Source organism: Devosia sp., assembly GCF_039927955.1.
Classification (GTDB): Bacteria; Pseudomonadota; Alphaproteobacteria; order Rhizobiales; family Devosiaceae; genus Devosia.
Genome location: NZ_JBDSUA010000011.1, coordinates 1 through 24,756, shown reverse-complemented (window position 1 = coordinate 24,756; position 24,756 = coordinate 1). Strand labels below are relative to the sequence as shown.

The following is a 24,756-nucleotide window of genomic DNA, read 5'->3' as shown; positions in this document are numbered from 1 at the left end:
CTTACCGGATTATTCGGCCGCCATTGCCGGCTCAACCGACACGAACACCTGCGAATTGGCCTTGGTGCGGAACGCAACCTTGCCATCGACCAGTGCATAAATAGTGTGGTCCTTGCCCAGACCAACGCCGGTGCCGGGGTGCCACTTGGTGCCGCGCTGACGGATCAGGATGTTGCCGGCGATAACTGCTTCGCCGCCGAACTTCTTGACGCCGAGACGGCGGCCAGCGGTATCACGACCGTTGCGGGATGAACCGCCTGCTTTTTTGTGTGCCATGGTGCTAGCTCCTTATTCCTTATCGGCCTTGGGCGCGGCTTTCTTGGCCGGTGCCTTCTTGGCGGCGGGCTTTTCAGCCGCGGTTTCTTCGGTCGCGGCTGCCTTCTTGGGGGCTGCTGCCTTCTTGGCGGCCGGAGCCTTGGCTGGCTTGGCTGCGACGGGGGCCGCAACTTCGGTCTGGGCGGCAGCAGCCTTGGCGGCGGCACGGACCTTGGCCGGCTTGCCCGAGACGACAGCCGCAGGTGCTTCCACCTTGGCGGCAGCCTTGATGGTCGGCTTGGCGCCGCCCGTCAGGATTTCGGTGATGCGCACGGTCGACAGCAGCTGGCGGTGGCCGTTGCGGCGACGATAATTGTGGCGACGGTTCTTCTTGAAGATGATGACGGTCTTCTGCTTGCGGGTTTCCACCAGCTCGGCAGCGACCAGCGCGCCTTCAACCAGCGGCGCACCAACGAGGTCACCAACCATCAGAACCTGATCGAAAGTCACGATCGAGCCGATTTCGGCATCGAGCTTTTCGATCTTGAGCACGTCGTCTGCGGCAACTTTATACTGCTTGCCACCAGTCTTGATCACGGCGAAAGTCATGCATCGTACCAGCGCTTCAAACGCCAGTTCCATTGTTCGCGCTCTGCGGCGCCACAGGTGAGCCCTTGGGGATTTGCATCCCAATCCTGCGGTCTTACGGTCGACTGCCGGAATATCCGGCGGGCAGCCTCAAGCAGCGGTTTTCAAACCAAAGAAGCGCGCCAGACGGGTCTGGTGCGCATTCCGTTGCGGCTTATCGTGGGAAAAGGGCGCAGAGTCAAGGCCAGAGGCGGTTTAGCCGTTGGCATACCACTCCAGCAGGCGCACCTCGACCTCGTCGCCGACCAGTGCATCGAGGCCCGAAATATCGGTGCCCTTGTAGTGATAGGGATAGGCGATTTTGGGTTTGAAGGTGTTGATGGCGTCCGCCGCCTGCTGCACCGTCATGGTATAGGGCTGGTTGATCGGGATGAAGGCCAGGTCGATGTTCTTGAGCGCCAGCATTTCCGGGGTGGCTTCGGTATCGCCGGCGACATAGACGATCTTGTCGGCAAACTTGATCAGGTAGCCGTTGCCGGCGCCTTGCGGGTGATATTTGGTCTTGTCGGGCGTGGTATTGTAGGCGGGGATGGCGGCAATCGACAGGCCGTTGAGCGAGCCTTCGTCGCCATTGGCCATTACGGTGGCATTGACCTTGAGCGCGTCGGGCAGCTGGTCGAACACTTCCTGGGTGACAATCAGCGGAATACTGCCGGTGGCGACAGCTTCAAGCGTGGGCACATCGAAATGGTCGGGATTGGCGTGGGTGACCACCACTGCAGTCGCGCTGGGCAGTTGACCATAGAGCGCGCCGCCGCCAACGGGATCGACATAGATCACCTGATCGCGCCACCCCAGCAGCAGCGAGGCGTGCTGAACCGGATGCACCACCAGCTCGCCATTGGCCGTGGTGATCGTGTCACCCGCCAGGCTGGTCTCGACGGCCTGCGCGAAGGCCCGCGAGACGGGTAGCCCAAAACCGAGCAGCGGCAAGGCCGAAAGTGAGATCAGAAGGTGACGCCGTGTGGTCATGCCCATGCTCCATTTGGTAAAATCAGCCACCAGCTTAAGCCTGGCGCCCCGTATCGCCAAATGCCCGAGCAGGATTTTGGCTGCATGCCAGCGCGCAAGTTCGCGTGAAGTCACAACAGCAGTTGCAGCCCGCCATGCTCTATGCCATAAGCCCGGCCGTCGACCTGCCGCATGCAAATGCGGGCTTACGACCTCGCGGAGAGGTGGCAGAGTGGTCGAATGCACCGCACTCGAAATGCGGCGTGGGGGTGACTCCACCGTGAGTTCGAATCTCACCCTCTCCGCCATTCTTCAGTCTCAACTTATTGTAGATGCACAACAAACTAATGGCGTTGTGGTTTCCGTCCCCATTTTACCCCACATTCTGAAATTGTATGTTAAGTGGGCGTGAGCACCGGATGCCTGGCCCTTGTCCCTACCAAAACATTGGCAGCAGCGAATGCCTTTCGCTGAAGGTCCAGCCTGATCCAGCGCCGGAACTCTCCCGTCTCGCTATGACCCACTGACATCTGAGACAATTGGGAAACTGTCCCGAAAGTCCCATGGTAAGTTCACTGACGCAGAAAGCTCAAGCTGGGGAAATACCACCGGGGCAAGGTCTGAGATACACGCCTTTTGCTTTCAACTACCATGCCGCCCAGTCCATCAACTCCCCTGTAGGGCTAGGCACCCGCAAAAACCCTCTTCAAAGATCTAGCGGAACGGTCGCAGCATCATTTGAATCCGGTTTGTTCCCGTTGCGATTCCCGTGTGTTCACGCGAATTTTGGGCGGGTCGGGTGCCCTCTGAGGTTTTGCGGGTGTCCAGCTGATAACAGCCGCTCATAGGGGCCTGAAGTATCTCCGCCCGCTCCAAGCCCCGAATACGATGTTTGTTAGGAGGTATGTTGCCGTTGGATCGCCGGTACCTTATCAGTTATGGTGTTTGTAGAACTTGCTTGGGCAAATTCCGCTTAGAGGTCTTATGATTAAAAGTATCGTTCTCATTTTTGCCCTTTTCGCGCCTGCCGGCGCCATCGCGCAGGAAACCTGGACGGGCTACAAACCCATCGAAAAGGTCGAAGCTGCCTATAAGCACGTCGCTATGACGGCCGTTTTGAAAATCCTCACCGTCACGCTTGAGGAAAAGGATGCAGGTAATTACGAAGTCGTCGACACCGATTCTATCAAGAAAGTCACCGACACGGCCAAATTGACTTCCGATTTACGTACGTTGCAGATCGAGACTTGCAGAAATCAGGGGCTTAAAAGGTGCCCCATTTTCCGGTCCTCTTATGGTGGGACCGGATTTGTAAACGATGGAAGAGACTTCTTTACCTGCCGCCACATGTTCCAAAACTGGATAGGTGCAGCGGCTAAGGAAAATTCACTCGAACTTGGCCAGATTTCTCCTCCACTTAGACTCTCCAACATCGACAAAGACATAGTCTACAATTCTGCGACCTCTGCTGGCAACTTGTTGACATTCGGGGCAATAAATCCTGACGTACGATTGGGCGACTATCAGTTACAAGGCGACATAGATCCCAAGAATAATAGACGTGATCTTCTTTTTGCACTTTCGGATTTTGTAGAACTAACGTCGCCACGTGACATTATCGAACCAATATACCTTCCGGTAAACTATCATGTCTACAAAAACGAGCAGATTTATTTAACAGGGTTTCCTGGAAGAACAAATCTTTTCGGCGGAACGAACCTCGGTGATACCGCTGGGCGAGTCATGGTTTCTTCGACTGGGGTTGTCACTGGGTTTTCGGATCTACAGGAAATCTTTGTTTCTACTGCACTTGCAACTCACGGCATGAGTGGCGGAATCGCTACTACGCTCGATGGACATATTGTTGGCGTCGTATGCGGCGGCGCAGATACGACTGACATAAAAGCCATCGAATCGCGGTCGCTTTTCGTGGACCCCGAGGGCCACAGGGTTTTTTGGAATCTCCTCAAACAAGAGCAGGTTCAGTAGGCGTGTTTAGATGTTGCGCAAAGCCTAGTGCCATCTCTGCATCGCGCAGCTTTCTCACGGCGCATTCTGATCGTCTCGCCGCGCTGCTCGCGAACGGTAGCGATGATCAACGCTTGACCTGATCAAAGCTGGACACCCGCAAAAACCCTCATGCCTTTGATGGTGTCGTGATTCACTGATGTCGCCTGATCATGAAGCGCCATCATGAACCCGCATTCGCTGTTCAGCCTGACCCGCTGCCTTTGCCCATGCAAAAACAACGCCGATGCGCTGCTTGACCCGCCGCGCGGTCTCGGATTTCACCAACCATATCGGGCTAAGGATTTTTAGGATGTCCGGCGTTCCAATCTGATCAATGCGTCGGTCGCCGATGACTGGAAATGCGTATTGCTCGAATGTGTTGATCCACTGCTGTTGGTGTTTGCCGTTCTTCCAGCCTTCCTTATGTTCGGCGTGAACCAGTTCGGCAGCCTCTTTAGAGGTTGGTACGGGCGCTGTTGACTTGCGAGGTTCGGCAACCGGATCGCCACCAGCGCGCGCAAGCTTGCGGTAGCTTGTCGCTAGTTCCCGAGGCTCGGCCAAGCTAACGGTCGAAGTGCCACACAACCCCATATCTCTTCGTTTCCCCTGGATCACTGTTCGAAGTAGCCAGCGCTTGGCACCAGAGGGATCGACAACGAGGTACAGACCGTTGCCGTCTGCATACCTGCCCGGCTCCTTCAGCTGTCGGACCTGAATGGCGGTCAGGGCTTTTTCGGGGTGGCGTCCAGACTTCAATCGACCGCTCCAAAAGCATCGCTAACCCACACTTTACCCCATACTTGATGCTGGATGTAGTTGGATTTAGCTGCTGTAGCGCCTAGGACGTTATTGGGCGTAGTTGGATGCTCGCGCTGGATTAGACCGTTGATTCCAAACCGGAATTCTCGATTGTTCTTTGCACCTCGCTGCACTAACTTAACCGCAGCTGCACGCCAATTGGGGGGTCACCCTCTCCGCCACTAGTCCTTGAAATCGGCGGCATATAGGCCATCCGACGACCGGACGAGGCAAGTCCCTGAAAAGTCGCTGTTATCCTCCCCAGGCATTCCGGCAAGTATTGTGCAGAGCCGCAGCGGTCGGCTGTTACTCCGCGACATTGTGCGACCCCCCCGATGATTGAGATTTCAAAGGCTTAGCGTGCCGATCGGCACCCAAACCCCTCGCCGATTCACATGGGCCATTAGAGCGCCGAAACGTTTTTACTGGGTGATCGCCACGCTGGTGCTGACGGTGGTGGCGGTCGTCGTGCTGTTGATACAGACGCCGATCATTGGCGCACTGGCAGCGGCAGCGCCAGGGGGCGATCTCACGTCGCTGACTTCAGGCAGATTTGCGATGATCCTGCACAGTGCCGGCGGCATGGCGGTGTTGGTGCTAGCGACGGCACTGTCGGTCGACAAGTCCAGAGGTCAGACTGGCAGCAGGATCTAGGTTGGCTTTCGGCCAAACGCTCAGTCTAGTTCGATATCCTCATCGATCAGATTATGGCTCTCCCATTGGTCACGCGGGATAGCGGCACCTATCCTGAATTTGAAGTCAACTACACTCAGGCGGTCGCCTCCAACCTTGCAAGTAAGGCTAACCGCGTACCATTTCTTGTCTAGCCGGTAAGCCCCACCGGGAGCGTCCAGACTATCGCCGATGATTGTGGTTTCGTTCATGGCGCTCGGATCCAGCGAGTCAGGCACCTGACCTGCCGACGCCAACCGCAATTGTTCGAGCCCCTCGATATTGCATAGCTGGATGATCCGCTCGTTCGGTCCCAGTCGCGGCAGCGTCTGTTTGATCTGACGGTTCTTGGGGTCGTCGAGAATACGACCGGTAAAAAACCGGGTTGCCGTGGTCATGCCGCCGGCATCCGTTGCCGACTGGGGTTTAGGCGCCGGCGGCGCCACAGGGAGCAGCATTTCCGGAGCTGTTGTTGACAGTGCAACCGGTGGCTGGGGTGAGATCGGCGCGGCAGCTGGCATGGCTATTTTGCGGAACTGCTGTTCCGTCACGATGTCCACGTCAACGACTCGGGGGTGCGGTTGCTGCAGCTTAGGCGTCGTGAGCAATAGCATTAGCATGGCCAGCATAGCGGCGTGCAGGACGATCGAAACAAGGACCGCCGTTCGTTCACGCAGCGCGGTAGTGTTCATCGCAATCAAGGAAACGGCTTCTTCGCTCGACGCGCTAATTGCCCCCTCACCAAAGGGCGCATCGAGCCGGCAACAAGGCCCGCGCGCTCGAAATTATTCTGCGTGCACCTCGCGCCATTGGGCTGGGTCCGCCTTGCCTATTCGATTGTTGCAGTACGCAGGCGAAGCGCATTGCCAATGACGCTGACCGATGACAAGGCCATTGCAGCGGCGGCAATGGCAGGGGACAGCATCAGACCGAACATCGGATAAAGCAGCCCGGCTGCGATCGGCACGCCCGCCGCATTGTAGAAGAAGGCGAAAAACAGGTTTTGCCGAATATTGCCCATGGTGGCCTGAGAAAGACGACGGGCTTTGACAATGCCCATCAGGTCACCGCCCAAAAGGGTAACGCCAGCGCTTTCGATGGCAACGTCGGTGCCCGTGCCCATCGCGATACCGACATCGGCCGCCGCAAGCGCGGGAGCGTCATTGACGCCGTCCCCAGCCATGGCAACGACTCTGCCTTCAGAGCGCAGCCTGTTGACCACCTCGCTCTTGCGTTCGGGCAAGACGTCCGCTTCGACACTATCGATCCCGAGCATCCTGGCGACGGCGTCAGCCGTGACGTGATTATCGCCGGTCATCATCACCACCTTGATGTTTTGTTTGCGCAGTTCTGCCAGGGCCGCTGGCGTGGATTTTCGGATTGGGTCGGAGATGCCAAGCACACCCGCAATGGTTCCGTCGATTGCCACCATGACTGCGGTGGCGCCAGCCTGGCGCAGCTCGTCCGCCCGACCGATCCAGTCTGCCGCCTTGATCCCCTCGGCTTCAAAATACTGCGCGCTGCCGATCAACACCGTCTTGCCATCAACCTTGCCGGTGAGACCCTTGCCAACCGGGGAGTCGACGCCATCCGGATTGGAGAGTGTCAGCTTGCGCTCTGTGGCGGCACCAACAATGGCTTGACCCAGCGGGTGCTCGCTGGCGCGTTCCAGGCTGGCGGCAATGCGCAGAAGTTCGGTCTCATCAATGCCAGCGGCAACCAGGATCGAGGTGACCGCAGGCTTGCCCTCCGTCAGGGTTCCGGTCTTGTCCACGACCAGCGTATCGATCTTTTCCAACCGCTCCAAAGCCTCTGCATTCTTGATTAAGAGGCCGAGCCCAGCCCCCTTGCCAACACCCACCATGATCGACATCGGCGTCGCCAGGCCGAGTGCACAGGGACATGCAACGATAAGAACAGAAACAGCGGCGACCAGCCCATAGGCAAAACGGGGCTCCGGCCCCCAGATGCCCCAGGCGGCAAACGCAATGACAGCAATCAAAATCACCAGCGGCACGAACCAGCCTGAGACCTGATCGGCGAGACGCTGAATCGGTGCTCTGGAGCGTTGAGCGCTCGCAACCATTTGCACGATCTGGGCCAGCATGGTGTCACGCCCGATCTTGGTGGCCTGCATCACCAAGCCACCGGATTGGTTGATCGTCCCGGCAATCAGCCGCGCCCCGTTTTCCTTGGTAACCGGCATCGACTCGCCGGTGACCATCGATTCATCGAGAGAGCTTCGCCCTTCGGTCACGGTGCCATCGACGGGCACCTTTTCGCCGGGACGAACCCGCAAGCTGTCCCCAACGATGATCTGGTCGATCTGAACTTCCTCGTCACTGCCATCGGCTTTGATGCGGCGGGCAGTTTTGGGCGCGAGGTCGAGCAGTGCCCTTATGGCCCCGGACGTCTGTTCCCGCGCCCTAAGTTCCAGCACCTGGCCCAGCAGCGCCAGAGCGGTAATCACCGCAGCGGCCTCGAAATAGACCGGCACCGCACCGCCCATCGAGCGCATCGAGTCCGGGAAGGCACCTGGCAGCAGGGTCGCTACGATCGAGTAGAGCCAGGCGACGCCGATCCCCATTGCGATCAGGGTGAACATGTTAAGACTGCGGTTCTTGAGGGACGCATAGCCGCGCTCAAAGAACGGCCAGCCCGCCCAGAGAACGACCGGCGTCGCCAGCACCAGCTGGACCCAGTTCAGTGTCTGGGGCGCAACCCATTGGTGCAAGTCGATCACATGGCTGGTCATTTCCATGACAAAGACCGGCACGGCAAGCGCAGTCCCAATCCAGAACCGCCGGGTCATATCGACCAGTTCATGGCTCGGTCCAGCGGCTTCGGCGGGCATCTCCGGCTCAAGCGTCATGCCACAGATGGGGCAGTTGCCGGGTTTGGACTGACGGATTTGAGGATGCATCGGACAGGTGTAAATCATGCCCTCAGGCACCGCAGCAACGACCGCCTGGGGTGCCGCAACGAGAAATTGGGCAGGGTTCGCCAAGAACTTTTCGCGGCACTTCGCCGAGCAGAAGAAGTAGGTTTGTCCGCCGTGCTCGACATGATGCTTGGCAGTTTGAGGATCGACGGTCATCCCGCAGACAGGATCCTTGACCACATTGCCCGCCGCTACATCACCAGACTCACCGGAGTGGGAATGATCGTGGCCTTGGTGCATTTCGGCGTGACCGGTCGGGTTCATCGAGGCCTCCTTTTGGTGGGCATCGATCTTGTGGGCCCTCCTATCGTGGCAAGGTCAAGCGATATCGGCATTTGCTGCGAAGTTGGGCCTTGACCTTGCCATAGTGGCAAGCGCTATGAGGAATTGAACCTTGGGCATTTGCTGATGATGCATCACCATAAATTCGGAAAGCGCCTGGTGGCACTTTGCCGAGCAGCACTTGTCCTGCTGCTGGTGTTGCCGGCGCTTGCCATGATTTTGCCGGCACAAGCGGATGCGCCAATTCATCCAATGGCGCAAAGCCACGCAATGCCGATGTCAGGCCCAGTAGCCTTGGCTGGCGGTATTGGCGAACATTCTCCGCAATCTAGCAGTCATGTTCGATCCAAAATCTGTGCCACGGGTCACAGCGCCTACTGCTACTGCTTGAGCCTTGCGGTGTCGCCGCGTCCTGAAGTGCGGTTCAAACCCGAGCCATTTGCAGATTCGACAATCGTCATCCTCATCGGCGCCGTGTCGTCGCCACTGCGGCGCCCTCCAATCTGATCAGTGATCGCGGCCTGAAACACCGTTGCGCACGACTTGTGCGCGTCACTTCAATCGGAATTGAAATCATGAACATGTCCATGTCTCGCCGGGCCTTCATGGCATCGGCCGCCGCCTTGGGTGCGGCAAGTGTTATCCTGCCTGCCTCCGCACGCGCGGCCTCGGAAAAGCGGCTGATCGTGGGTAAGCGAACCATCGAAGTTAATGGAAAGCCCGCCTCTGTATTCGGGTTAACTGGTCCGAACGGCGACCCGTCAGTCGTGCTGGCTGCGGACGAGATGTTCGACTTGACGCTCGAAAATCGCTCCGGTGTAGCGACGATCATCCATTGGCACGGCCAGCTCCCACCGCCAGAGCTCGATGGCGTAACCGATACCGGCTATGCGGTGCCCCTCGAGGACGGCGAAACCCGCCCTTATCGCTTCGCTGCTCGCCCCGGCACCCATTGGATGCACTCGCATCAGGGATTGCAGGAACAACAGTTGCTGGCGGCGCCGCTCATCGTCAGAACGGCGGCAGATCTCAAGTCCGATCTGCAGGAGGTCGTTGTCCTGCTGCATGATTTTTCCTTCCGAGACCCGGTTGAAATTCTGAACGGTCTTACCGGCGGTTCAACGATGGGCCAAGAAAGTGACGCAGGGGGAATGGGCATGGCGATGCCCATGGACATGTCGGGCATGGCGATGCCGATGACTCCATCCAAGAAGGCCCAGTCGCCGATGATCATGGGCGGGATGGACCTCAATGACATCGAGTTTGATGCCTATTTGGCCAATGATCGCACGCTAGATGATCCGCTGGTGGTGCGTACCGATCGCAACGGGCGGGTCAGGCTGCGGATCATCAATGGCGCGACGTCCACTGCTTTCTGGATCGATTTGGGTGGCGCCTTGGCGACCCTGGTTGCTGTCGACGGCAATGACGTGGTGCCGATTTCAGCATCCCGGTTTTCGCTCGCCCAGGCGCAACGTATCGATCTGATTGTGGACGTTGGTGCAGGGGAGGTCGTGCCAGTCCTGGCGCAACGCGAAGGTGATCGACCGCGCACGGGGATTATCCTCGCCGCGCCCGGCGTGCAGGTGAACAAGCTCTCCGGGGTGGCTGATACAGCATCAGCAGCTCTCAATCTGGACCAGGAAGCAGGCCTGATGGCATCTGTCCCGCTCTCAACTCGATCGGCGGATGTTCGGCACGCGGTCATGCTCACGGGGTCAATGATGCCCTATCAATGGAGCATGGACGACCAGACTTGGGCCACGCACCGAAAACTTGAGGTTTCCAAGGGTCAGCGCGTGGAAATCGAGTTCATGAACCACTCCATGATGGCCCATCCAATGCACCTACACGGCCACCACTTCCAGATTGTCGAAATAGCCGGGCGTCGGATTGCCGGAGCTATTCGCGACACCGTCCTGGTGCCGCCGATGACCAGCGTTGTTGTCGCATTTGACGCCGACAATCCGGGCCGATGGCTCTATCACTGCCACAACCTCTACCACATGGCGACGGGCATGATGGCGGAACTGATCTACCTCTAGGTCCCAAGGGCGAGGGGCATCAGGGCGCCCCTCGTGTCTCCGCTAACCCACCAGTTCCCGGTGTAGCCCGCGGACTCAATAGCCTGGGCAAACTGGCTCACCGGCTTGCGGCTCTCTATGTCTACCTTGTGGGTCGCGAGGTCGATTTTGACAATCGCGTCCGCATCAACCCCTTTGACGGCCTTTTCGACCGTCGCCACGCAGTGCCCACACGTCAGGTCATTTACCTGGAAGCTATGCATCCCATTGTCCTTTCCGGCTGGTTTCCAGAAGTCTGCAGGTTTCCAGCGCGGGAAGGTCAAGCGCAATCGCTGTAGCAAACATTGCGAAGGCCGTTCCGACACCCATCAGAACGCGGTCTGCAAAGTCCTTACCTGTAAGCAAACTGCGCGTCAGCTTGGCACGCGCAACAGGGCGTCCGACAATTCCAATATTGGGCTGTATTAATTTCTACTAGCGTGACATCGCTCGGACGGAAGGGGACGCTAATTCACCTTGTCCACAGAGGCCCCGCCATTCCCATCTGCCAATCGAAAAGAAACGATCTTACGACTGAAACGGGGTGGGAAGGCGACAGTCGGGTTCAGGCAAATTCCCCGCATGAGCGGCCATTCCGAAGGCAGGCAGAGCCAGGAACGATTATGTCCCTGGCCCCTGAAGTTTAGAGCTCCATCCCAATGGCCCTGCGGATGGCTATTTGCACCGCAGACGGTGGTAGCGACGGGTCAAACTCACCCTTGGGCAGGAGCGGAGGTTGGGCCATGAATCGAGGCTTGTATCCGCGATGCGGTTGGGCGGAGTGGACTAGAAAAGGGTGGCAGAGATAAACCGTCCCGGCTTCCCCGGTGGCCAGGACTTCTTCGCAGTCGGCAGTCGATGCGAATCCGTCAGCGGCCAGTTCGCCCAGCGTGAGCCCACCCTCTCCGGCCGGCAGCAACTGTTTAGCGATAGCGCGGTGCGACCCCTTCCTGATCTTGGTCGGCGCGTCCAATTCCCCGACATCAGAGAACAGGAACAGCATGAGCAGAGCCCGACCGCTGCTTTTCACGTTGACCCGCCACTGCATAAAGTCAGGGTTGTCGGTGCCGAAGCTGGCATCAACGTGCCATCCCGCATCGCCCGGATCGTTTTGCGAGGGAAAACGCACCGGGAAAGTGCCCAACCCATTGGGTCTCAACCACCGGCCCTCGCCGACCAGGGCATCGTACGATGCGTGCAGGAGCGGGGTGTTCCCGGCGTCCACGAAAGGCTTGCCGGTCATGAAACCTAAGCGGACAACTGGCTGTTTCCATGTCTCTGGCGCGTCGGGGGAAAGGCCCATGGCGGTCCAAAGCCGGTCTCGTCCCTGTGAGGCAAGGCTACCATCGAAGGCACCCTCAAGTTTGACATATCCATGTTCAATGAAGTGCGCGATCTGAGCCTGGCTCAGACCGGAATGAGAAGCTTCCGACATTCAATAATTCTCCGCACGGCCTCCACGCGGGACAGGCCGGTGTGATCTGAAAGGCACCTTGGTGCCGCGACGACTGGCAAGTCGTCAGATCAGCGGAAAGAATGTGGACTTAAACATCGTCATGGCGCGAGTTTAGCAGCTGCGTTTTTTCCAGGCAAGAACCCTCGAAGCCAGAGAGCGATGTCCGCTTCTCAGAAAGCTTCGGAAGCTGTCCTATGACTGAAATGGGGTCGGTTTCCGACCGGCAGCGTTTGGGTGGAAGGGGGCAGCTATTCCAGCTGACTTGCTCGCAAACAGCCGCCTGACCGTTTCTTTAATCGACCTTTGCGAGGTTCAACGTATCCCCCTGGAGGCGATTGTGGGGGCGTCATGGTAAGGTATATGCGACCACCAAAAGGAGCGCGCAATGGCAGGGCATGACAACGAACGGATGGTGCTATTCAGCGATGCGGTGATCGCGATTACCATCACCTTGTTGGTTTTGGAGTTGAGGCTGCCTGGGCCAGCCGCCGAAATGTCCGACGCACAGTTGTGGTCCGGCATCGTTGAGGTGTTGCCCAATCTTATGGCGTATATGCTCAGCTTTGTGGTCATCGGCACGTTTTGGATCGGGCATAAGCGTGCCTTCGGCCATATCGAACGCTCGAACCGCGTGCTTACCTGGATCAATCTTATGTTTCTCATGGCCCTGGGCCTGATGCCATTCCTGACAGGCATTCTAGCCGAAAATGACGGTGCTGTTGGCACCAGTCTCTACGCTGGTCTGATCGCTATCACGTCGCTGCTGCTCGGCAGTATGACGGTCTATGCTGAGCGCGCAGGCTTGGCTAATCAAACCTCGAAACGTCGCCCCATCTGGGCTGGCTATATCAACGCTATCGTTTTCGGGCTCTCTATCCCGGTGGCCTTCGTCAATGCTGACCTTGCCAAATACTTCTGGATATTGTTGGTCCCGCTCGGGATCTTATCTGGCCGCTACAGAAGTGAAGCTTAAGATATCGCGCTCATCTCGCCTTGCCCTTCAAAGGCAGCACGCTGCCCAACAGGACGATGGCGCAATGGCTGCTTACGGGAATATTACGACTGACCACCGATGACCGATATGGGGTCGGCAGCAGCCTCTCAGCTAAGCGCCCCATCTCGGCCATTTCGATCTGCCTTACCGTGTGCTGAAAGCGGACGCTGTTTATGCTGGCCGCGAGGCGCGGTACGCACCCGAGATCGGACATCTCGCCGACAAGCGCCTACAGGCGGGCGCCAGAGGCCTTGTCGAACAAGGACGCCTGCGCCAGGTCGAGGCCCAGCACGATGCGGTCGCCAACCCGGCCGCCAAAGTCGCCAGGCATCCTCAGGCTCAGTGTGGTCCGGCCGGCGGTACACCAGAGGACGGTGTCGGGGCCCATGGCCTCGATGACGCTGACGACGGCGGGGATTTCGGGATGCCCGCTTCCCTGTCCAAGCATGATCTGCTCGGGCCGAAAACCGACGATGGCGGCGCGGTCGCCCTCAGGAGCGGCAGATATGAAAGGATAAGCTGACAGGTCAGCCGATATCAGGTCCGATTGGAACCGGCAGCGGCCCTCGGCATGGAGCAGCGTGCCATCGATCAGGTTCATCGCTGGCGAACCGATGAACCCGGCAACGAACAGGTTGGCGGGTCGGTGGTAGATTTCCCTGGGACTTGCCAGTTGCTGGATCACCCCGTTGCGCATGATGGCGATGCGATCGGCCAGCGTCATGGCCTCCACCTGATCGTGGGTCACGTAGATCATGGTACTGCCCAACTCCTGGTGCAGCTTCTTGATCTCGACCCTCAGTTCGGCCCTGAGCTTGGCGTCGAGATTGGACAGCGGTTCATCAAAGAGGAAGATGTCGACGTCTCGCACCAGCGCACGCCCGATGGCGACGCGTTGGCGCTGGCCCCCGGACAACGCAGAAGGCCGGCGCTTGAGATAGTCATCAAGCTGCAGGATGGCCGAGGTGCGCTTGACCCGGCGTGCGACCTCAGCCTTGGGGACGCCGGCGACCGTGAGGCCAAAGCTCAGGTTCTTTTCCACGTCCATATTGGGGTAAAGCGCATAGGACTGAAACACCATGCCAATGCCCCGGTCCTTGGGATCGGCCCAGGTGACGTTGCGCTCGCCGATCCAGATCTCGCCATCGGCAAGCTCGGTAAGACCCGCTATGGCGTTCAGCAGGGTGGACTTGCCGCAGCCCGATGGCCCCAGCAGCACTAAAAACTCGCCGGAGGCAACCTCAAGATCGAGGTCCCTGACCACGGCGGTTGTGCCGTAGCCGATATCGATGGAGCGCAGCGAGACTGGAACGGACATGGGATCAACCTTTGACGGAACCGGCAGTGATGCCGCGGACGAACCAGCGTCCGGAAACAAAATAGGCGACAAGCGGCACGATGGCGGTCAGCACGGTGGCCGCCATATGCACATTGTATTCCCGCTGTCCGGTGGTGGTGGTGACGATGTTGTTGAGTTGCACGGTCATCGGGAGATTGTCGCGACCGGCAAAGACCAGGCCAAGCAGGAAGTCGTTCCAGATGCCGGTCATCTGCATGAGGCCGGCAACGATCAGCATGGGCAGGGAGAGCGGCAGCATCAGCGATACGAAAATGCGCCAGAAGCCAGCGCCGTCAACCCGCGCCGCCTTGAATAGCTCCACCGGTATGGATGCGTAATAATTTCGGAACAGCAGCGTCGTCAGCGGCAGGCCGAAGATGACATGCACCAGGACGATGCCGGCCAGCGAGTTATACAGCCCCAGCGCGGCTGTGCCCCGCACCACCGGAAACAGGAAGATTTGTAACGGAATGAAGCCACCAATTGTGATGGCTGCGAACAGCAATTTTGAGCCGGGCGGCCGCCAGAACGACAGCGCATAACCGGTGACGGCGCCCAGCAGCACCGAGAGGATAGTGGCCGGGATGGTGATCTTGACCGAATTGAAGAACCCGACACTGACCCCCGTACAGTTTACCCCGGCGCAGGCGCTCGACCAGGCCTTGGACCAGGCCGACCAGTCCAGCATATGCGGCAAAGCAAAGATTTGTGCCGCGCGGATCTCGTCCATGCTCTTGAACGAGGTCACGATCATCACATAGGCAGGCAGCAGAAAGAACAGCGCCGCCACGACCAGCAAGCCGTAAAGGCCGATGCGGGGCAGGGTCAGGCCCTGTGGGCGCGGGCCACGCGCGTGCGATGGGAATGGATCTTGCATCAGAGCCTCCCGCTCCGGCGGCGCGCCCAGATATCGCGCGCATAAAGGATGGGCACGGCAATCGCCATGACAGTCACCAGCATGACCGTCGCCCCGGCGGTTGCCAGCCCCAGGTCCTGCCGGGCGAACAGGCTATCCATGATGAACTTGGCCGGCACCTCGGTGGATTGGCCCGGTCCCCCATTGGTCAGCGCCACCACCAGATCGAAGGTGCGCACAGCCCCCATGGTCAGCAGCATGAAGGCGGTGGCAAGCGACGGACCGAGCTGGGGCAGGACGATGGTGAGATAGGTGCGCCACATCGGGATGCCCTCTATCCGGGTGGCGCGCCAGAGATCGGCGTCGATGCCCCGCAGACCGGCCAGCATCAACACCATGACCAGGCCCGCGCTTTGCCAGATACCAGCCAGCGACACCGCATAGATCGCCATATCCGGGCGCGTGGTCCAATCGAAGGTAAACCAGCCAAGGCCAGCGGCGCGCATCGTTGCCTGAATGCCGATCTCGGGGTTCATCAACCACTGCCACATCAGGCCGGTGACGATGAAGGAAAGTGCATAGGGGTAGAGAAAAACCGTGCGCCACATGCTTTCGAACCGCACCCGGCGGTCCACCGCAATAGCCAGCAGCGACCCCACCACCAGCGCGCCGAGCACGTAGACGATGCCGAAAGTGACCAGGTTGTGGATCGAAATCGACCAGCGCGCGGTGCCGAACAGGCGCTGGTACTGCGCCAGGCCCGCGAACTCGTTCGAGGGCAACATGCGCGAATTGGTAAGCGAGAGCTGCACCGTCCAGACCGTAGTGCCCAGATAGACGACCAGGATAATCAGCCAGGCCGGTGCCAGCGCCGCGAGAGCGGCAACTGGCAGACGCAATCTGCCAGTTGCCCCAGATCGAGCCGGGCCGGACGCAGGAGAGCGTGCAGCCGACGGGTCAGCCATTGGCGAAAGCCGCCTTGTACTGCCCGATGAAGGCTTCGACGCTCATCGAAGGGTCGGCGAAGAACGCGCCGATAGCGTCCTTGAAGGCGCCATTGATGGCTGGCGACAGGGTCATGGCAGCATCGAGAACGATCTTGTCCTGTTTGACCAGACCGATAGCTTCCTGCGCGCAACTGTCAAAGCCGCTGGTGTCGATGTCCGTGCGGATCGGCACCGATCCCTTGAGCACAGAGAACTGGGCCTGCACCGTGGGATCGAGCACGGTTTCGGCCAACAGTACCTGCGCCTTGTCCTTGTCGGCATTGCCGGTCTTGGGGAAGGTGAAGGCATCCGCCAACGAGATCAGCGAGTCGGTGCCCGGGGTAAGGGCGCAGCCATAATCGGTGCCGGCCACTTCGCCTGCCGTGGTGAATTCACCCTTGATGAAATCGGAGAGCAGCTGGACGCCAGCCTCATCCTTGATCACCATGGCGGTGGCATCGTTCCAGTTGCGGCCAGGCGCGCCGGCATCGACATAGTCGCGCAGTCGGGCGAAGGTCTTCACCGCCTGGGCAAATTCGGGCGTATCGATGACCGCAAGGTCCTTGTCGGTATAGAGCTTGGCGTAGGCGGCATTGCCAATGGTGGACAGCACGACGCCGTGGAACACGATGCCCTCCTGCCAGGACTGGCCACCCCAGGCGATCGGCGTAATGCCGGCCGCCTTGATCTTGTCCATGGCGGCGAAAAACTCGTCCCAGGTCTTGGGAGCAGCGGTGATGCCGGCCTTTTCGAAGACCGGCTTCGAATAAAACATCCAGTTGCCGGCATGGATGCCGGTGGGTGCCATGTAGACCTTGCCGTCCACCGTAATGGCGTTCAGCACCACCTGTGGCACCACTCCATCGGGCACAGCCTGGTGGAAGGCGGCGTCGATGTCATTCATCAGGCCCTGGGCGACCAGTTCGGTGACTTCGGGGCCAGCCACAGCGGTCTTGGCGGTTGGCGGGTCGCCGGCGAGGAGCCGGCTGACATAGGCGGCATTGGCGTTTTCAAAGCCCGCCACTGACCAGTCCACCCACTTGCCGCCCTTGGCGTTGAAAGCGTCGGAGATGACCTTGACGGCGGCGGCTTCGCCGCCCGAGGTCCAGGAATGGGCGACCTCGGCGGTAAGGTCCTGCGCCTGGGCGGTCGAAACCAGCAGCAGGGCGGTGAGGCTGGGGAGGAGTAGACGACGCATTTGGAGTCCTTCCTGAATAGCGAAGACCGGACGGGGCTGCCGGTCTTCAGTCGATGATGGGGAGTAGGGCGGTCTCGACGAACTGCCGTGAGGCGATCATTTCGGACAGGGGATCGGCTGCGGCATCCAGTTCAAGGACCGCCCAGCCGGAAATCTTGTGGTCGCGATACATGCGTGCCCAGGCCGGCCAATCCACCCGCCCGGCGCCCAGCCGGCAGAAATACTGCTGGTGGCTGTCATGGATGCCGGCATCGATTGGAATATCGAACGGCATGACACCGGTGGCGTCCTTCCAGTGTGCCACCACCAGCCGGTCGATATGGCGGGTAGCGACGGTCACCGGATCGGCACCCGAACCCAGCAGATGCGCGGCATCCGGGCAGAAGCCGACATAGAGCGGATCGGTGAGCAGCATGAACAGGTCGACATCGCGGCTGGTGCAGAACACTGAATGCGCCTCGGTATGGAGCGCCAGCCGAACGCCCTGGCGCTGGGTCGCCGCGCCAAGCTCGTTCACGACTTCTGCAAGGCGCTGCGCATAGGGCAAATCGACAAAGAGCGGCGGATTGGCGCCACGAGTACGGCGCATCGGCAGCCCCACCACCATGGCGTCGCCCCCACACGCGGCGATAACCTCGGCATAGCGCTTGACCAGATCGAGCGCCCCGGAGCGGACCGCCGGATCGGCAATATCGCTGCCGTGCTCGAGATCGGCAAAGAACCCACTGGCCAGCGTCAGGCCCCGGCTGGCGAGCGCCTCGGAAAACCGCTCGGCCGAACCGAAAGTCTTGAGCGCATGCTGCCAGTTAAACGGGGAAAAGGTCGGCTCAATCCCGGTGAGACCTGCAGCCGCCACGGTATCGAGCATTTTCCCCCAGAACAAATCCGGCGATTTATTGGAAAGATCAATGATCTGCCCGACATTATCGACCGCCCAGAACTGGGGGTGGAAGAATGTTACAAGATCAACGGCCATCTTAATTTTTGATATCGCAGGCAAAAGCAGCTCCTTCGCCAAAAATGGCGAACTTAATCAATCTATATTACGGACGCTCGATCAGAATGGTGTTGGCAATCGATTGCCAACGCGATATTGATTGCACATGGCTTTTACGTACGCAAGTACAAAAGATGCCTACAAATTAGGCGCACTTGGGTGTTTGACGGCACACGGGATTTCCCTGCAAGAAGGATGGAGGAGGTGAAGCAATGAATAAAAAATCGACGCCTGAGCGTGCATCCGCCCCATCCGTGGCCGACGTGGCGCGCGAGGCCGGAGTAGCGCCCTCCACGGTCAGCCGCGCCCTCACCAAGCCTGGCCGCATCGCCGAACCCACCCGGCTCAAGGTGGAGGCGGCGGCCCGCAAGTTGGGTTACATGGTCAATCAGGCGGCGCGAAACCTGCGCATCGGACAGACGCGCACCATCATGGTTGTGCTGCCGGATGAACTCTATATCGGCGCATCCCAGACCGTTCTCGAAGTGCTCCGATCAGCCGCCGAGGCCATGACGGCGCGCGGCTATTCGCTGGTTATCGCCAACGTGTCGCGCGAGGCGCAGACCGATGAGCACATCCTGTCGCTGGCTTTTGGCGGCACCGTATCGGGCGTCCTGCTCATGGCCACCCCCGTTCCCAGCACCGCCGAGCGCAATCTCATGCAGGCGGGCCTGCCGGTGGTTTCCCTGCATTTCGATATGAGCGGCCAGAACATTCCCAGCGTCATCAGCAATGACAGCGAGGCCATCGGCCAGGCAGTGGAAGCACTGGCAGGGCTCGGACATACGCGCTTCCTCCATATTCGTGGCCGCGCCGGCAACTACCATGACATCGAGCGGCTTCGTGGTGTGCGAGAAGGGCTGACACGCAGTGGCATTTCGCCCGAAACCCTGCAGACCATGCAGGGGGACTTCAACTTTTCCGGCGGCGTCGCCTCGGGACAGCTTTACCTGGCCCTCGCGCTTCAGGATCGCCCCACAGCAGTGGTTTGCGCCAATGACGATACGGCCGTCGGCTTCATCAAGACGGTGCTCGATGGCGGCCTCGACGTGCCAGGCGATGTTTCCGTCATCGGTTTTGACGGCGCGTCCGTGGGTGCCTTCATGACGCCGAGCTTGTCGACAGTCCAGCAATCGACCGCAGAGTTGGGCCGGCAAGCCGTGGAACTGCTGATCGGCATGGCAACCGGCGACGTAACGACCCCGCCGGATCGCATCGAGGTGCCGTGCCAATTGGTGCTGCGCCAGAGCGTGCGCGCCATTACCCCGGAAGACCGAGGCCACAGATCGTGACGGCACTCCTCGCGAGCAGTCCAACTGCCTGAACGAACTTTCCCGACCCCACCAACGAGAGCGCATCCAATATGTCTACTGCACAATTCGACGCCATGGTCATCGGCTCAGGGGCGTCCGGCTCCTTTGCGGTCCGGGAATTGACGGCGCAGGGGCTCAAGGTTGTGCTGCTCGAAGCCGGGCCGGAAATCGGCCCGGCGGATTTCAATGCGCAGCGAAAGGTCCGGCAGTCCGACATCAATCTCTGGCAGCGCGCCAAGGCGACGCTGATGGGCCAAGGTATCCAGGCGAGGGCGGCCTATTTCGATACGCGCATGCGGCGCCTGTTCGTCAATGACCGTGAGCATCCCTATGCCACCCCGCCCGACGCGCCTTTCGTATGGATAAGGGGCAGGCAGGCGGGCGGACGCACCCACACATTCGGCCGCGCTCTGCTGCGCTGGACCGATGACGACTTCAGGATGCGCAGTCGCACCGGCAAGGGTGAAGACTGGCCAATCGCCTATGACGAGATCGTGCCCTTCTACGAGGACGTCGAACGGTGCCTGGGCATCTATGGTCGCCCGGACAATGTACCGACCCAGCCCGACAGCATTTATAGCCACGAGGCGCGGCTTACCGGTGCCGAAGAGCAGTTCAAGGCCGACCTGGAAGGCAAGTGGCCCGATCGACGGGTGATCTCCTGGCGCTACATCGGACCGGAGCCGACCCGGGTCCTGCGCCCATTGCGCGAAGCCATCGCCAGCGGCAATCTGACCATCCGCTACAACAGCATCGCTCACCGTGTTCTCACCGACGAGACCACCGGCCTCGCCACGGGTGCCGAGGTGCTCGATCGGGCGACCGGAGCACGCAGCACAGTGATGGCCAAAGCCGTGGTCCTCTGTGCCTCCCCCATCGAAAGCATAAGGCTGATGCTCAATTCCGCCTCGCCCCGTCATCCCGCTGGGCTGGGTAACGGCTCGGGCCTTCTGGGGCGATATTTCATGGACCAGTTGCCTTGCATCGCCACCGGCAACTACCCCAAGGCCAGGGGCGCCGCCCCGGCTGACACCGCGCCGCCCGATGCCTTTTATGGGCCCTCGGGAGGCATCTTCGTGCCGCGCTTCGTGGGCGAAGGTGGCAAGGCGGCGAGCGACTTCAATTTTCAGGGCAGCATCGGCCGCTACCCAACCGGGCGATCCGGTTATGCGCGGCTGTCGTTCTTCGGCTTCGGCGTCATGCAACCGGACGCTGATAACCGGATTACCATCGACCCGAAGACCAGGGATGCCTGGGGCATTCCCGTCCCTCATATCCGCTGCAAGATGGGGGCGGACGACAAGGCGACCCTGTCCCGCCAGGTCGATACGCTCACCGAGATGGTCGAAGGCATCGGGGGAGAACTCGAATTCGTCGGGTCCCCGCTCGGGCTCGTCGAAAAGGGCCGCGGTGCCTATCCCGAAGCAGATCCGCTCAGCCGCTTTCTATTCCGGCGCATGTTCAACAAGACCATGGTCATGGGGGCCGCGATCCACGAAGCGGGCGGCGCCCGGATGGGCAACGCACCGGCGCACTCGGTGCTCAATAGCTGGAACCAGAGCTGGGACGTGCCCAACCTCGTCGTCACCGACGCCAGCGCCTTCCCGACCAGCGGCGTCGCTGGCACCACGCTGACCATCATGGCTCTTACCGTGCGTGCCTGCCGCCGCCTCGGCGAGGAGTTGAAGGCGCAGAAATCGGGAACTTGAAGGGAAGTATCGCTTCGGTCCAATTTGGGACCCTGGCCACATGGCGGCGACGTCTGCTATTGGCCCCGGACCAGCATTGAAGCTGCTTAGCATTCTAAAGGACGCAACTCGGCGATGCGATGCGATGCGGACCCGGGCAACGTCTGGTTGGAGAGGGCCGCTTTCAGGATGGCTAGGGCCATAGGTGAATGACCGAGGTGGGGTCGGTAACTGCCGCATGGTGCAGATCATTATGAGACAGTTCTCTGGTTGTGCAGAATTCAAGACATCTGCACCTTAGAATTCAACGACGGAATGCGAGGAGTCCTCTCACTGGCTCTCCAGATATTTCCTCGTCCTTCCGAAACAGAACGCCAGTTCCCCAATACTCGATTACCGCAGGTTGGGAGAGCGTGAGCTCGATCCACGCGTAACGGTCGATGTTGAACAAGTCGTTGCGGTCTGAGAGCCCACCACGAAGTTGGAAAATGCCATTCCGGTGCATCTTTCTGTCGATACCAAGCTCCAGCGTGTGAGCCCCAACCAATACATTGATCAACTCCTGTTCGTCTTCATCCACCTCGACTGAGTAGCTTTGTCCGGTATCGCTCCTGCTGAATACGATGGTTCGTTTTCCGAACCTAGCGAAGCTCCAGTCTCCGATACGCTCCCAACCATCATCTTGATCGGTCATTTGCCGGTTCCCATCGTCTTGCGCATAATTCATTATTTCTGCACCACGCTTAAAGCCATGTTGGGGTGGTGAGTTCAACCGGTCAATTGCGGACGCCCCTTTCGAGTGCCACAATACCTTCGTGAAAAACATTCAGATTATCGACGGCGCCGACAACGCTACCTTTAGCTTGTTCCAAGCGACAGACGAGGAGTTTGCCGCCATCTTTCCGGATGGGCGCGACATGGAATTGGCCGAAGACCTTTTCGAGCGGATCGGCGAAGAGGCCGCAATATCCGTGTTAACGCCACTTTGGGACCGGCCGATCCTTAAGCGCGATGCGCTCGGAATCCATGGCACCTTGTTCTACAACAACGAACGTCGTCGGGACCATATTCCACCGTCGAAACGCGAGGTCGATTGGTTCGATGGCCCCGTCAATCATGCACAGCGCGCCCTTTTCTCCAAGCATCGTTAATTTCTCGACGCAGCCTTGACCACATCGCTTCGGGGAGCCGCGGGGTGGACACGGTATGACGTCAACGGGTTCGGAAGCCACCAGTGCAAAATTCAAGATTTATGCACCACGCTTGAAGGCCAAAATGGGGTGGAAAGCGGTCAGTCCGGTTCCGGATCAGCAATAAGAAAAGCAGACGTTCGAAGAATGGCAACCTGGGGCTGGATGCAGACTGACCGCCTCCGGCAAGGTGGCTAGTTAAAGCCGTCTGTGCTGTTAGAGCTGGGGTGGCAAATTCCTTGTCTTAGGACCGTCGGCTCCTGCTTTGCGAGATGGCGCGAGAAAGGAGCCGACACAGTCCTGCGCTGCATCCAAGCGAGCTACCGGGGAAGTGAGGGTGGGCCCCGTCCCGCTGGGAAAATCCAGACGGAGGAGAAAGTGGCTGCAGCTGGCGCGCTGGCGATGCAGTAATTCTAAACTACGCCGCCCACCCCTGGCGACTAACCAACCCACACTTCATTTGGCGGCACCATCGTCTCGAGCTCTGTCCAGAATTCGGCCGGGATCGGATGGTCGGCGAGGGCCACTGTTTCATCGATGCGCGAGGCGTCGGACATTCCGACAACCGTCGAGCTCACCCGCGGATCGCGTAGGGAGAACTGCAACGCTGCCGCGGCCAAGGGTATTTGATGCCGCGCGCACGCCGCCTGGATCGACCTAACGGCCTCGACCGTCTGGGGCTTGGCCTCACGGTACATGTACCGAGCATTGTCGCCCAGCCCCTTGGCAAGGATACCGCCGCCATACGGCGCGGCGTTAACATAGGCTACGTTGCGCTTGATTGCTTCCTCCATCAGAGGCACGGCCGAGCGGTCGACCAGCGTGTAGCGATTGTGGCTGAGGACCACCTGGAACAGGTCGGTCTTGACATACTCGAGCATCATCGGAATCGGGCCGGCAGCGACGCCGATGTTGCCCACGACCCCCTCTTCCTTGAGCTTCACCAGCGCCTCGACCGGGCCGCCGGGCAGCATGGCCTCCTCGAAGGTCATGTAGTACTCGGGGTCGTGGAAATACATAAGCGGGCAATAGGCGATGCCGAGCCGCTCGAAGCTTTCCTCAACCGATCTGCGGACCCGATCGCCGGAAAAGTCGCGCGTTTCCGGGTCGGCGTCGACCTTGGTGTCGAGCACGAACCCCTCAGGCAGCCCTCCGTGGGCCTTGATAGCGGCGCCAATGCGCCGCTCGGACGTGCCGTTGCCATAGCCATTCGAGGTGTCCAGGAAATTGAAAGTGCCACTCAGCACAGCCCGAACAAGCGCGACCGCCTGTTCGTCTTCAACCCCGTAGCCGTAGACGTTCGGCATGTTGCCTATGGGGCTTCCGCCGACGCAGATGCCAGTAACCCTGAGGCCGGTCTTGCCAAGTCCGCGATGCTCGCGCCAGTTCATGTCTCGCTTCTCCAGTTCCCTCGTTCTTGCCAGCTTTGCGTGACTAACGAGTCATCGCCCGCACTTGTAATCGCCCGATTACACTCTCCAGGCGAGCGCACGTTGCCGCAACAGCCAAGGCGAGGCAGGGGCAGTTCGCAGAACGACCGCTTCCGGCATGAACCCCACGGAAAGGACCTTCCAACACAGTTGATGATGGCGCGGACTTGCCTAGGCCGCTATGCGCCTGCCGGACTCGGCGTCGAACAGATGCACCGAATTGCCCTCGGGACGGATTCTCAGCGTCTGGCCCGGCTGCGTGGTGATGCGCTCGCGGAACGCCCCCATGATCTCGTTACCGGCAAAGCGCGCGACCACGTGCGTTTCGGAACCCGTCGGCTCGACCGTCAGTACCTCGGCATCGACGCCGTTGGGGTCGAGACTGAAATGCTCGGGCCGAACGCCCAGCGTCACTGATCGGCCGGCCGAATTGCCCGGCACCATGCCGAGCGGTATCCTGGTGCCATCGTCAGCGACAAAGCTGGCGCCATCGATCTTGCCTTTGATCATGTTCATCGCCGGTGAGCCGATAAAGCCGGCGACGAACAGGTTCGCCGGATAATCGTAGAGCTCGAGCGGCGTGCCGATCTGTTCGATCACCCCGTCATGCATCACGACGATCCGGTCGGCCATGGTCATGGCCTCGATCTGGTCGTGGGTCACATAGACCGTGGTGGTCTTGAGCCGCT

At 59.8% G+C, this 24,756-nt stretch carries 24 protein-coding genes and 1 tRNA gene; 9 read left to right on the top strand and 16 right to left on the bottom strand.

Annotated elements, in window-relative coordinates; all coding sequences use genetic code 11:
- Nucleotides 1-9: 9 nt before the first annotated feature.
- The 3 genes from rpmA to ABIT12_RS04675 form a co-directional block, all read right to left on the bottom strand.
- Nucleotides 10-276: a 50S ribosomal protein L27 gene (rpmA, locus tag ABIT12_RS04685; RefSeq protein WP_299731804.1), complete on the bottom strand. Its 267-nt coding sequence runs from the start codon at nucleotides 274-276 to the stop codon at nucleotides 10-12.
- A gap of 12 nt (nucleotides 277-288) precedes the next feature.
- Nucleotides 289-897 (bottom strand): 50S ribosomal protein L21, encoded by a 609-nt coding sequence (gene rplU, locus ABIT12_RS04680; RefSeq protein ID WP_407065587.1) that lies wholly within the window; start codon nucleotides 895-897, stop codon nucleotides 289-291.
- A gap of 201 nt (nucleotides 898-1,098) precedes the next feature.
- Complete coding sequence (locus tag ABIT12_RS04675; protein WP_348040404.1) at nucleotides 1,099-1,875, bottom strand: MBL fold metallo-hydrolase; 777 nt, start codon at nucleotides 1,873-1,875, stop codon at nucleotides 1,099-1,101.
- Nucleotides 1,876-2,072: 197 nt separating this feature from the next.
- On the opposite strand from ABIT12_RS04675, the gene ABIT12_RS04670 reads away from it, so the two are divergent.
- Nucleotides 2,073-2,162: transfer RNA gene (locus tag ABIT12_RS04670), tRNA-Ser, on the top strand.
- A gap of 676 nt (nucleotides 2,163-2,838) precedes the next feature.
- Nucleotides 2,839-3,843: a hypothetical protein gene (locus ABIT12_RS04665; protein ID WP_348040402.1), complete on the top strand. Its 1,005-nt coding sequence runs from the start codon at nucleotides 2,839-2,841 to the stop codon at nucleotides 3,841-3,843.
- 189 nt (nucleotides 3,844-4,032) lie between these two features.
- Here ABIT12_RS04665 and ABIT12_RS04660 read toward each other — a convergent pair whose 3' ends face one another.
- Nucleotides 4,033-4,620 (bottom strand): Arm DNA-binding domain-containing protein, encoded by a 588-nt coding sequence (locus ABIT12_RS04660; protein WP_348040400.1) that lies wholly within the window; start codon nucleotides 4,618-4,620, stop codon nucleotides 4,033-4,035.
- Between the two features lie 402 nt (nucleotides 4,621-5,022).
- Between ABIT12_RS04660 and ABIT12_RS04655 the strand changes: the two genes are divergently transcribed.
- Entirely contained in the window at nucleotides 5,023-5,316 is a 294-nt protein-coding gene (locus ABIT12_RS04655; protein ID WP_348063299.1) for a hypothetical protein, read from the top strand.
- A gap of 20 nt (nucleotides 5,317-5,336) precedes the next feature.
- Here ABIT12_RS04655 and ABIT12_RS04650 read toward each other — a convergent pair whose 3' ends face one another.
- The gene (locus ABIT12_RS04650; RefSeq protein ID WP_348040418.1) at nucleotides 5,337-6,026 is read right to left on the bottom strand and encodes a DUF930 domain-containing protein; all 690 of its coding nucleotides are present in this window, start codon (nucleotides 6,024-6,026) and stop codon (nucleotides 5,337-5,339) included.
- 137 nt (nucleotides 6,027-6,163) lie between these two features.
- A complete protein-coding gene (locus tag ABIT12_RS04645; protein WP_407065586.1) occupies nucleotides 6,164-8,539 on the bottom strand; it encodes a heavy metal translocating P-type ATPase in 2,376 nt (791 codons plus the stop codon).
- Between the two features lie 144 nt (nucleotides 8,540-8,683).
- Between ABIT12_RS04645 and ABIT12_RS04640 the strand changes: the two genes are divergently transcribed.
- Entirely contained in the window at nucleotides 8,684-9,064 is a 381-nt protein-coding gene (locus tag ABIT12_RS04640; RefSeq protein ID WP_348040396.1) for a hypothetical protein, read from the top strand.
- Nucleotides 9,065-9,132: 68 nt separating this feature from the next.
- A complete protein-coding gene (locus ABIT12_RS04635) occupies nucleotides 9,133-10,602 on the top strand; it encodes a multicopper oxidase domain-containing protein (protein ID WP_348040394.1) in 1,470 nt (489 codons plus the stop codon).
- Here the strand turns inward: ABIT12_RS04635 and ABIT12_RS04630 are convergent.
- Both ABIT12_RS04630 and ABIT12_RS04625 read right to left on the bottom strand, forming a co-directional pair.
- Nucleotides 10,599-10,844, bottom strand: coding sequence for a heavy-metal-associated domain-containing protein (locus ABIT12_RS04630; protein ID WP_348040392.1), 246 nt, complete (start codon nucleotides 10,842-10,844; stop codon nucleotides 10,599-10,601). The genes ABIT12_RS04635 and ABIT12_RS04630 overlap by 4 nt on opposite strands.
- Nucleotides 10,845-11,263: 419 nt before the next feature.
- The gene (locus tag ABIT12_RS04625) at nucleotides 11,264-12,055 is read right to left on the bottom strand and encodes a phytanoyl-CoA dioxygenase (RefSeq protein WP_348040390.1); all 792 of its coding nucleotides are present in this window, start codon (nucleotides 12,053-12,055) and stop codon (nucleotides 11,264-11,266) included.
- 406 nt (nucleotides 12,056-12,461) lie between these two features.
- Here ABIT12_RS04625 and ABIT12_RS04620 point away from each other — a divergent pair, with 406 nt between their 5' ends.
- A complete protein-coding gene (locus ABIT12_RS04620) occupies nucleotides 12,462-13,049 on the top strand; it encodes a TMEM175 family protein (RefSeq protein WP_348040388.1) in 588 nt (195 codons plus the stop codon).
- A 250-nt stretch (nucleotides 13,050-13,299) separates the two neighbouring features.
- Here ABIT12_RS04620 and ABIT12_RS04615 read toward each other — a convergent pair whose 3' ends face one another.
- The 5 genes from ABIT12_RS04615 to ABIT12_RS04595 are packed head-to-tail and all read right to left on the bottom strand — an operon-like array spanning nucleotide 13,300 to nucleotide 18,425.
- Nucleotides 13,300-14,388 (bottom strand): ABC transporter ATP-binding protein, encoded by a 1,089-nt coding sequence (locus ABIT12_RS04615; RefSeq protein ID WP_348040386.1) that lies wholly within the window; start codon nucleotides 14,386-14,388, stop codon nucleotides 13,300-13,302.
- 4 nt (nucleotides 14,389-14,392) lie between these two features.
- Nucleotides 14,393-15,286: a carbohydrate ABC transporter permease gene (locus ABIT12_RS04610; RefSeq protein ID WP_348040384.1), complete on the bottom strand. Its 894-nt coding sequence runs from the start codon at nucleotides 15,284-15,286 to the stop codon at nucleotides 14,393-14,395.
- Nucleotides 15,286-16,164, bottom strand: a complete 879-nt coding sequence (locus ABIT12_RS04605) for a sugar ABC transporter permease (RefSeq protein WP_348040382.1) — start codon at nucleotides 16,162-16,164, stop codon at nucleotides 15,286-15,288. The genes ABIT12_RS04610 and ABIT12_RS04605 overlap by 1 nt, the downstream gene beginning before the upstream one ends.
- Before the next feature lie 58 nt (nucleotides 16,165-16,222).
- Nucleotides 16,223-17,449, bottom strand: a complete 1,227-nt coding sequence (locus ABIT12_RS04600) for an ABC transporter substrate-binding protein (protein WP_348040380.1) — start codon at nucleotides 17,447-17,449, stop codon at nucleotides 16,223-16,225.
- 46 nt (nucleotides 17,450-17,495) lie between these two features.
- The gene (locus ABIT12_RS04595) at nucleotides 17,496-18,425 is read right to left on the bottom strand and encodes a sugar phosphate isomerase/epimerase (protein WP_348040378.1); all 930 of its coding nucleotides are present in this window, start codon (nucleotides 18,423-18,425) and stop codon (nucleotides 17,496-17,498) included.
- A 233-nt stretch (nucleotides 18,426-18,658) separates the two neighbouring features.
- Between ABIT12_RS04595 and ABIT12_RS04590 the strand changes: the two genes are divergently transcribed.
- A complete protein-coding gene (locus ABIT12_RS04590) occupies nucleotides 18,659-19,738 on the top strand; it encodes a LacI family DNA-binding transcriptional regulator (RefSeq protein ID WP_348040376.1) in 1,080 nt (359 codons plus the stop codon).
- 71 nt (nucleotides 19,739-19,809) lie between these two features.
- Complete coding sequence (locus tag ABIT12_RS04585; RefSeq protein WP_348040374.1) at nucleotides 19,810-21,468, top strand: GMC family oxidoreductase; 1,659 nt, start codon at nucleotides 19,810-19,812, stop codon at nucleotides 21,466-21,468.
- A 283-nt stretch (nucleotides 21,469-21,751) separates the two neighbouring features.
- Here ABIT12_RS04585 and ABIT12_RS04580 read toward each other — a convergent pair whose 3' ends face one another.
- Nucleotides 21,752-22,141, bottom strand: coding sequence for a hypothetical protein (locus ABIT12_RS04580; protein ID WP_348040372.1), 390 nt, complete (start codon nucleotides 22,139-22,141; stop codon nucleotides 21,752-21,754).
- Nucleotides 22,142-22,262: 121 nt separating this feature from the next.
- Between ABIT12_RS04580 and ABIT12_RS04575 the strand changes: the two genes are divergently transcribed.
- A complete protein-coding gene (locus ABIT12_RS04575) occupies nucleotides 22,263-22,598 on the top strand; it encodes a hypothetical protein (protein ID WP_348040370.1) in 336 nt (111 codons plus the stop codon).
- Between the two features lie 479 nt (nucleotides 22,599-23,077).
- Here the strand turns inward: ABIT12_RS04575 and ABIT12_RS04570 are convergent, their stop codons facing one another.
- Both ABIT12_RS04570 and ABIT12_RS04565 read right to left on the bottom strand, forming a co-directional pair.
- Nucleotides 23,078-24,028, bottom strand: coding sequence for an aldo/keto reductase (locus ABIT12_RS04570; RefSeq protein ID WP_348040368.1), 951 nt, complete (start codon nucleotides 24,026-24,028; stop codon nucleotides 23,078-23,080).
- Between the two features lie 210 nt (nucleotides 24,029-24,238).
- Nucleotides 24,239-24,756: TOBE domain-containing protein (locus ABIT12_RS04565; protein WP_348040366.1), on the bottom strand; the 518-nt coding region annotated here is incomplete at its 5' end.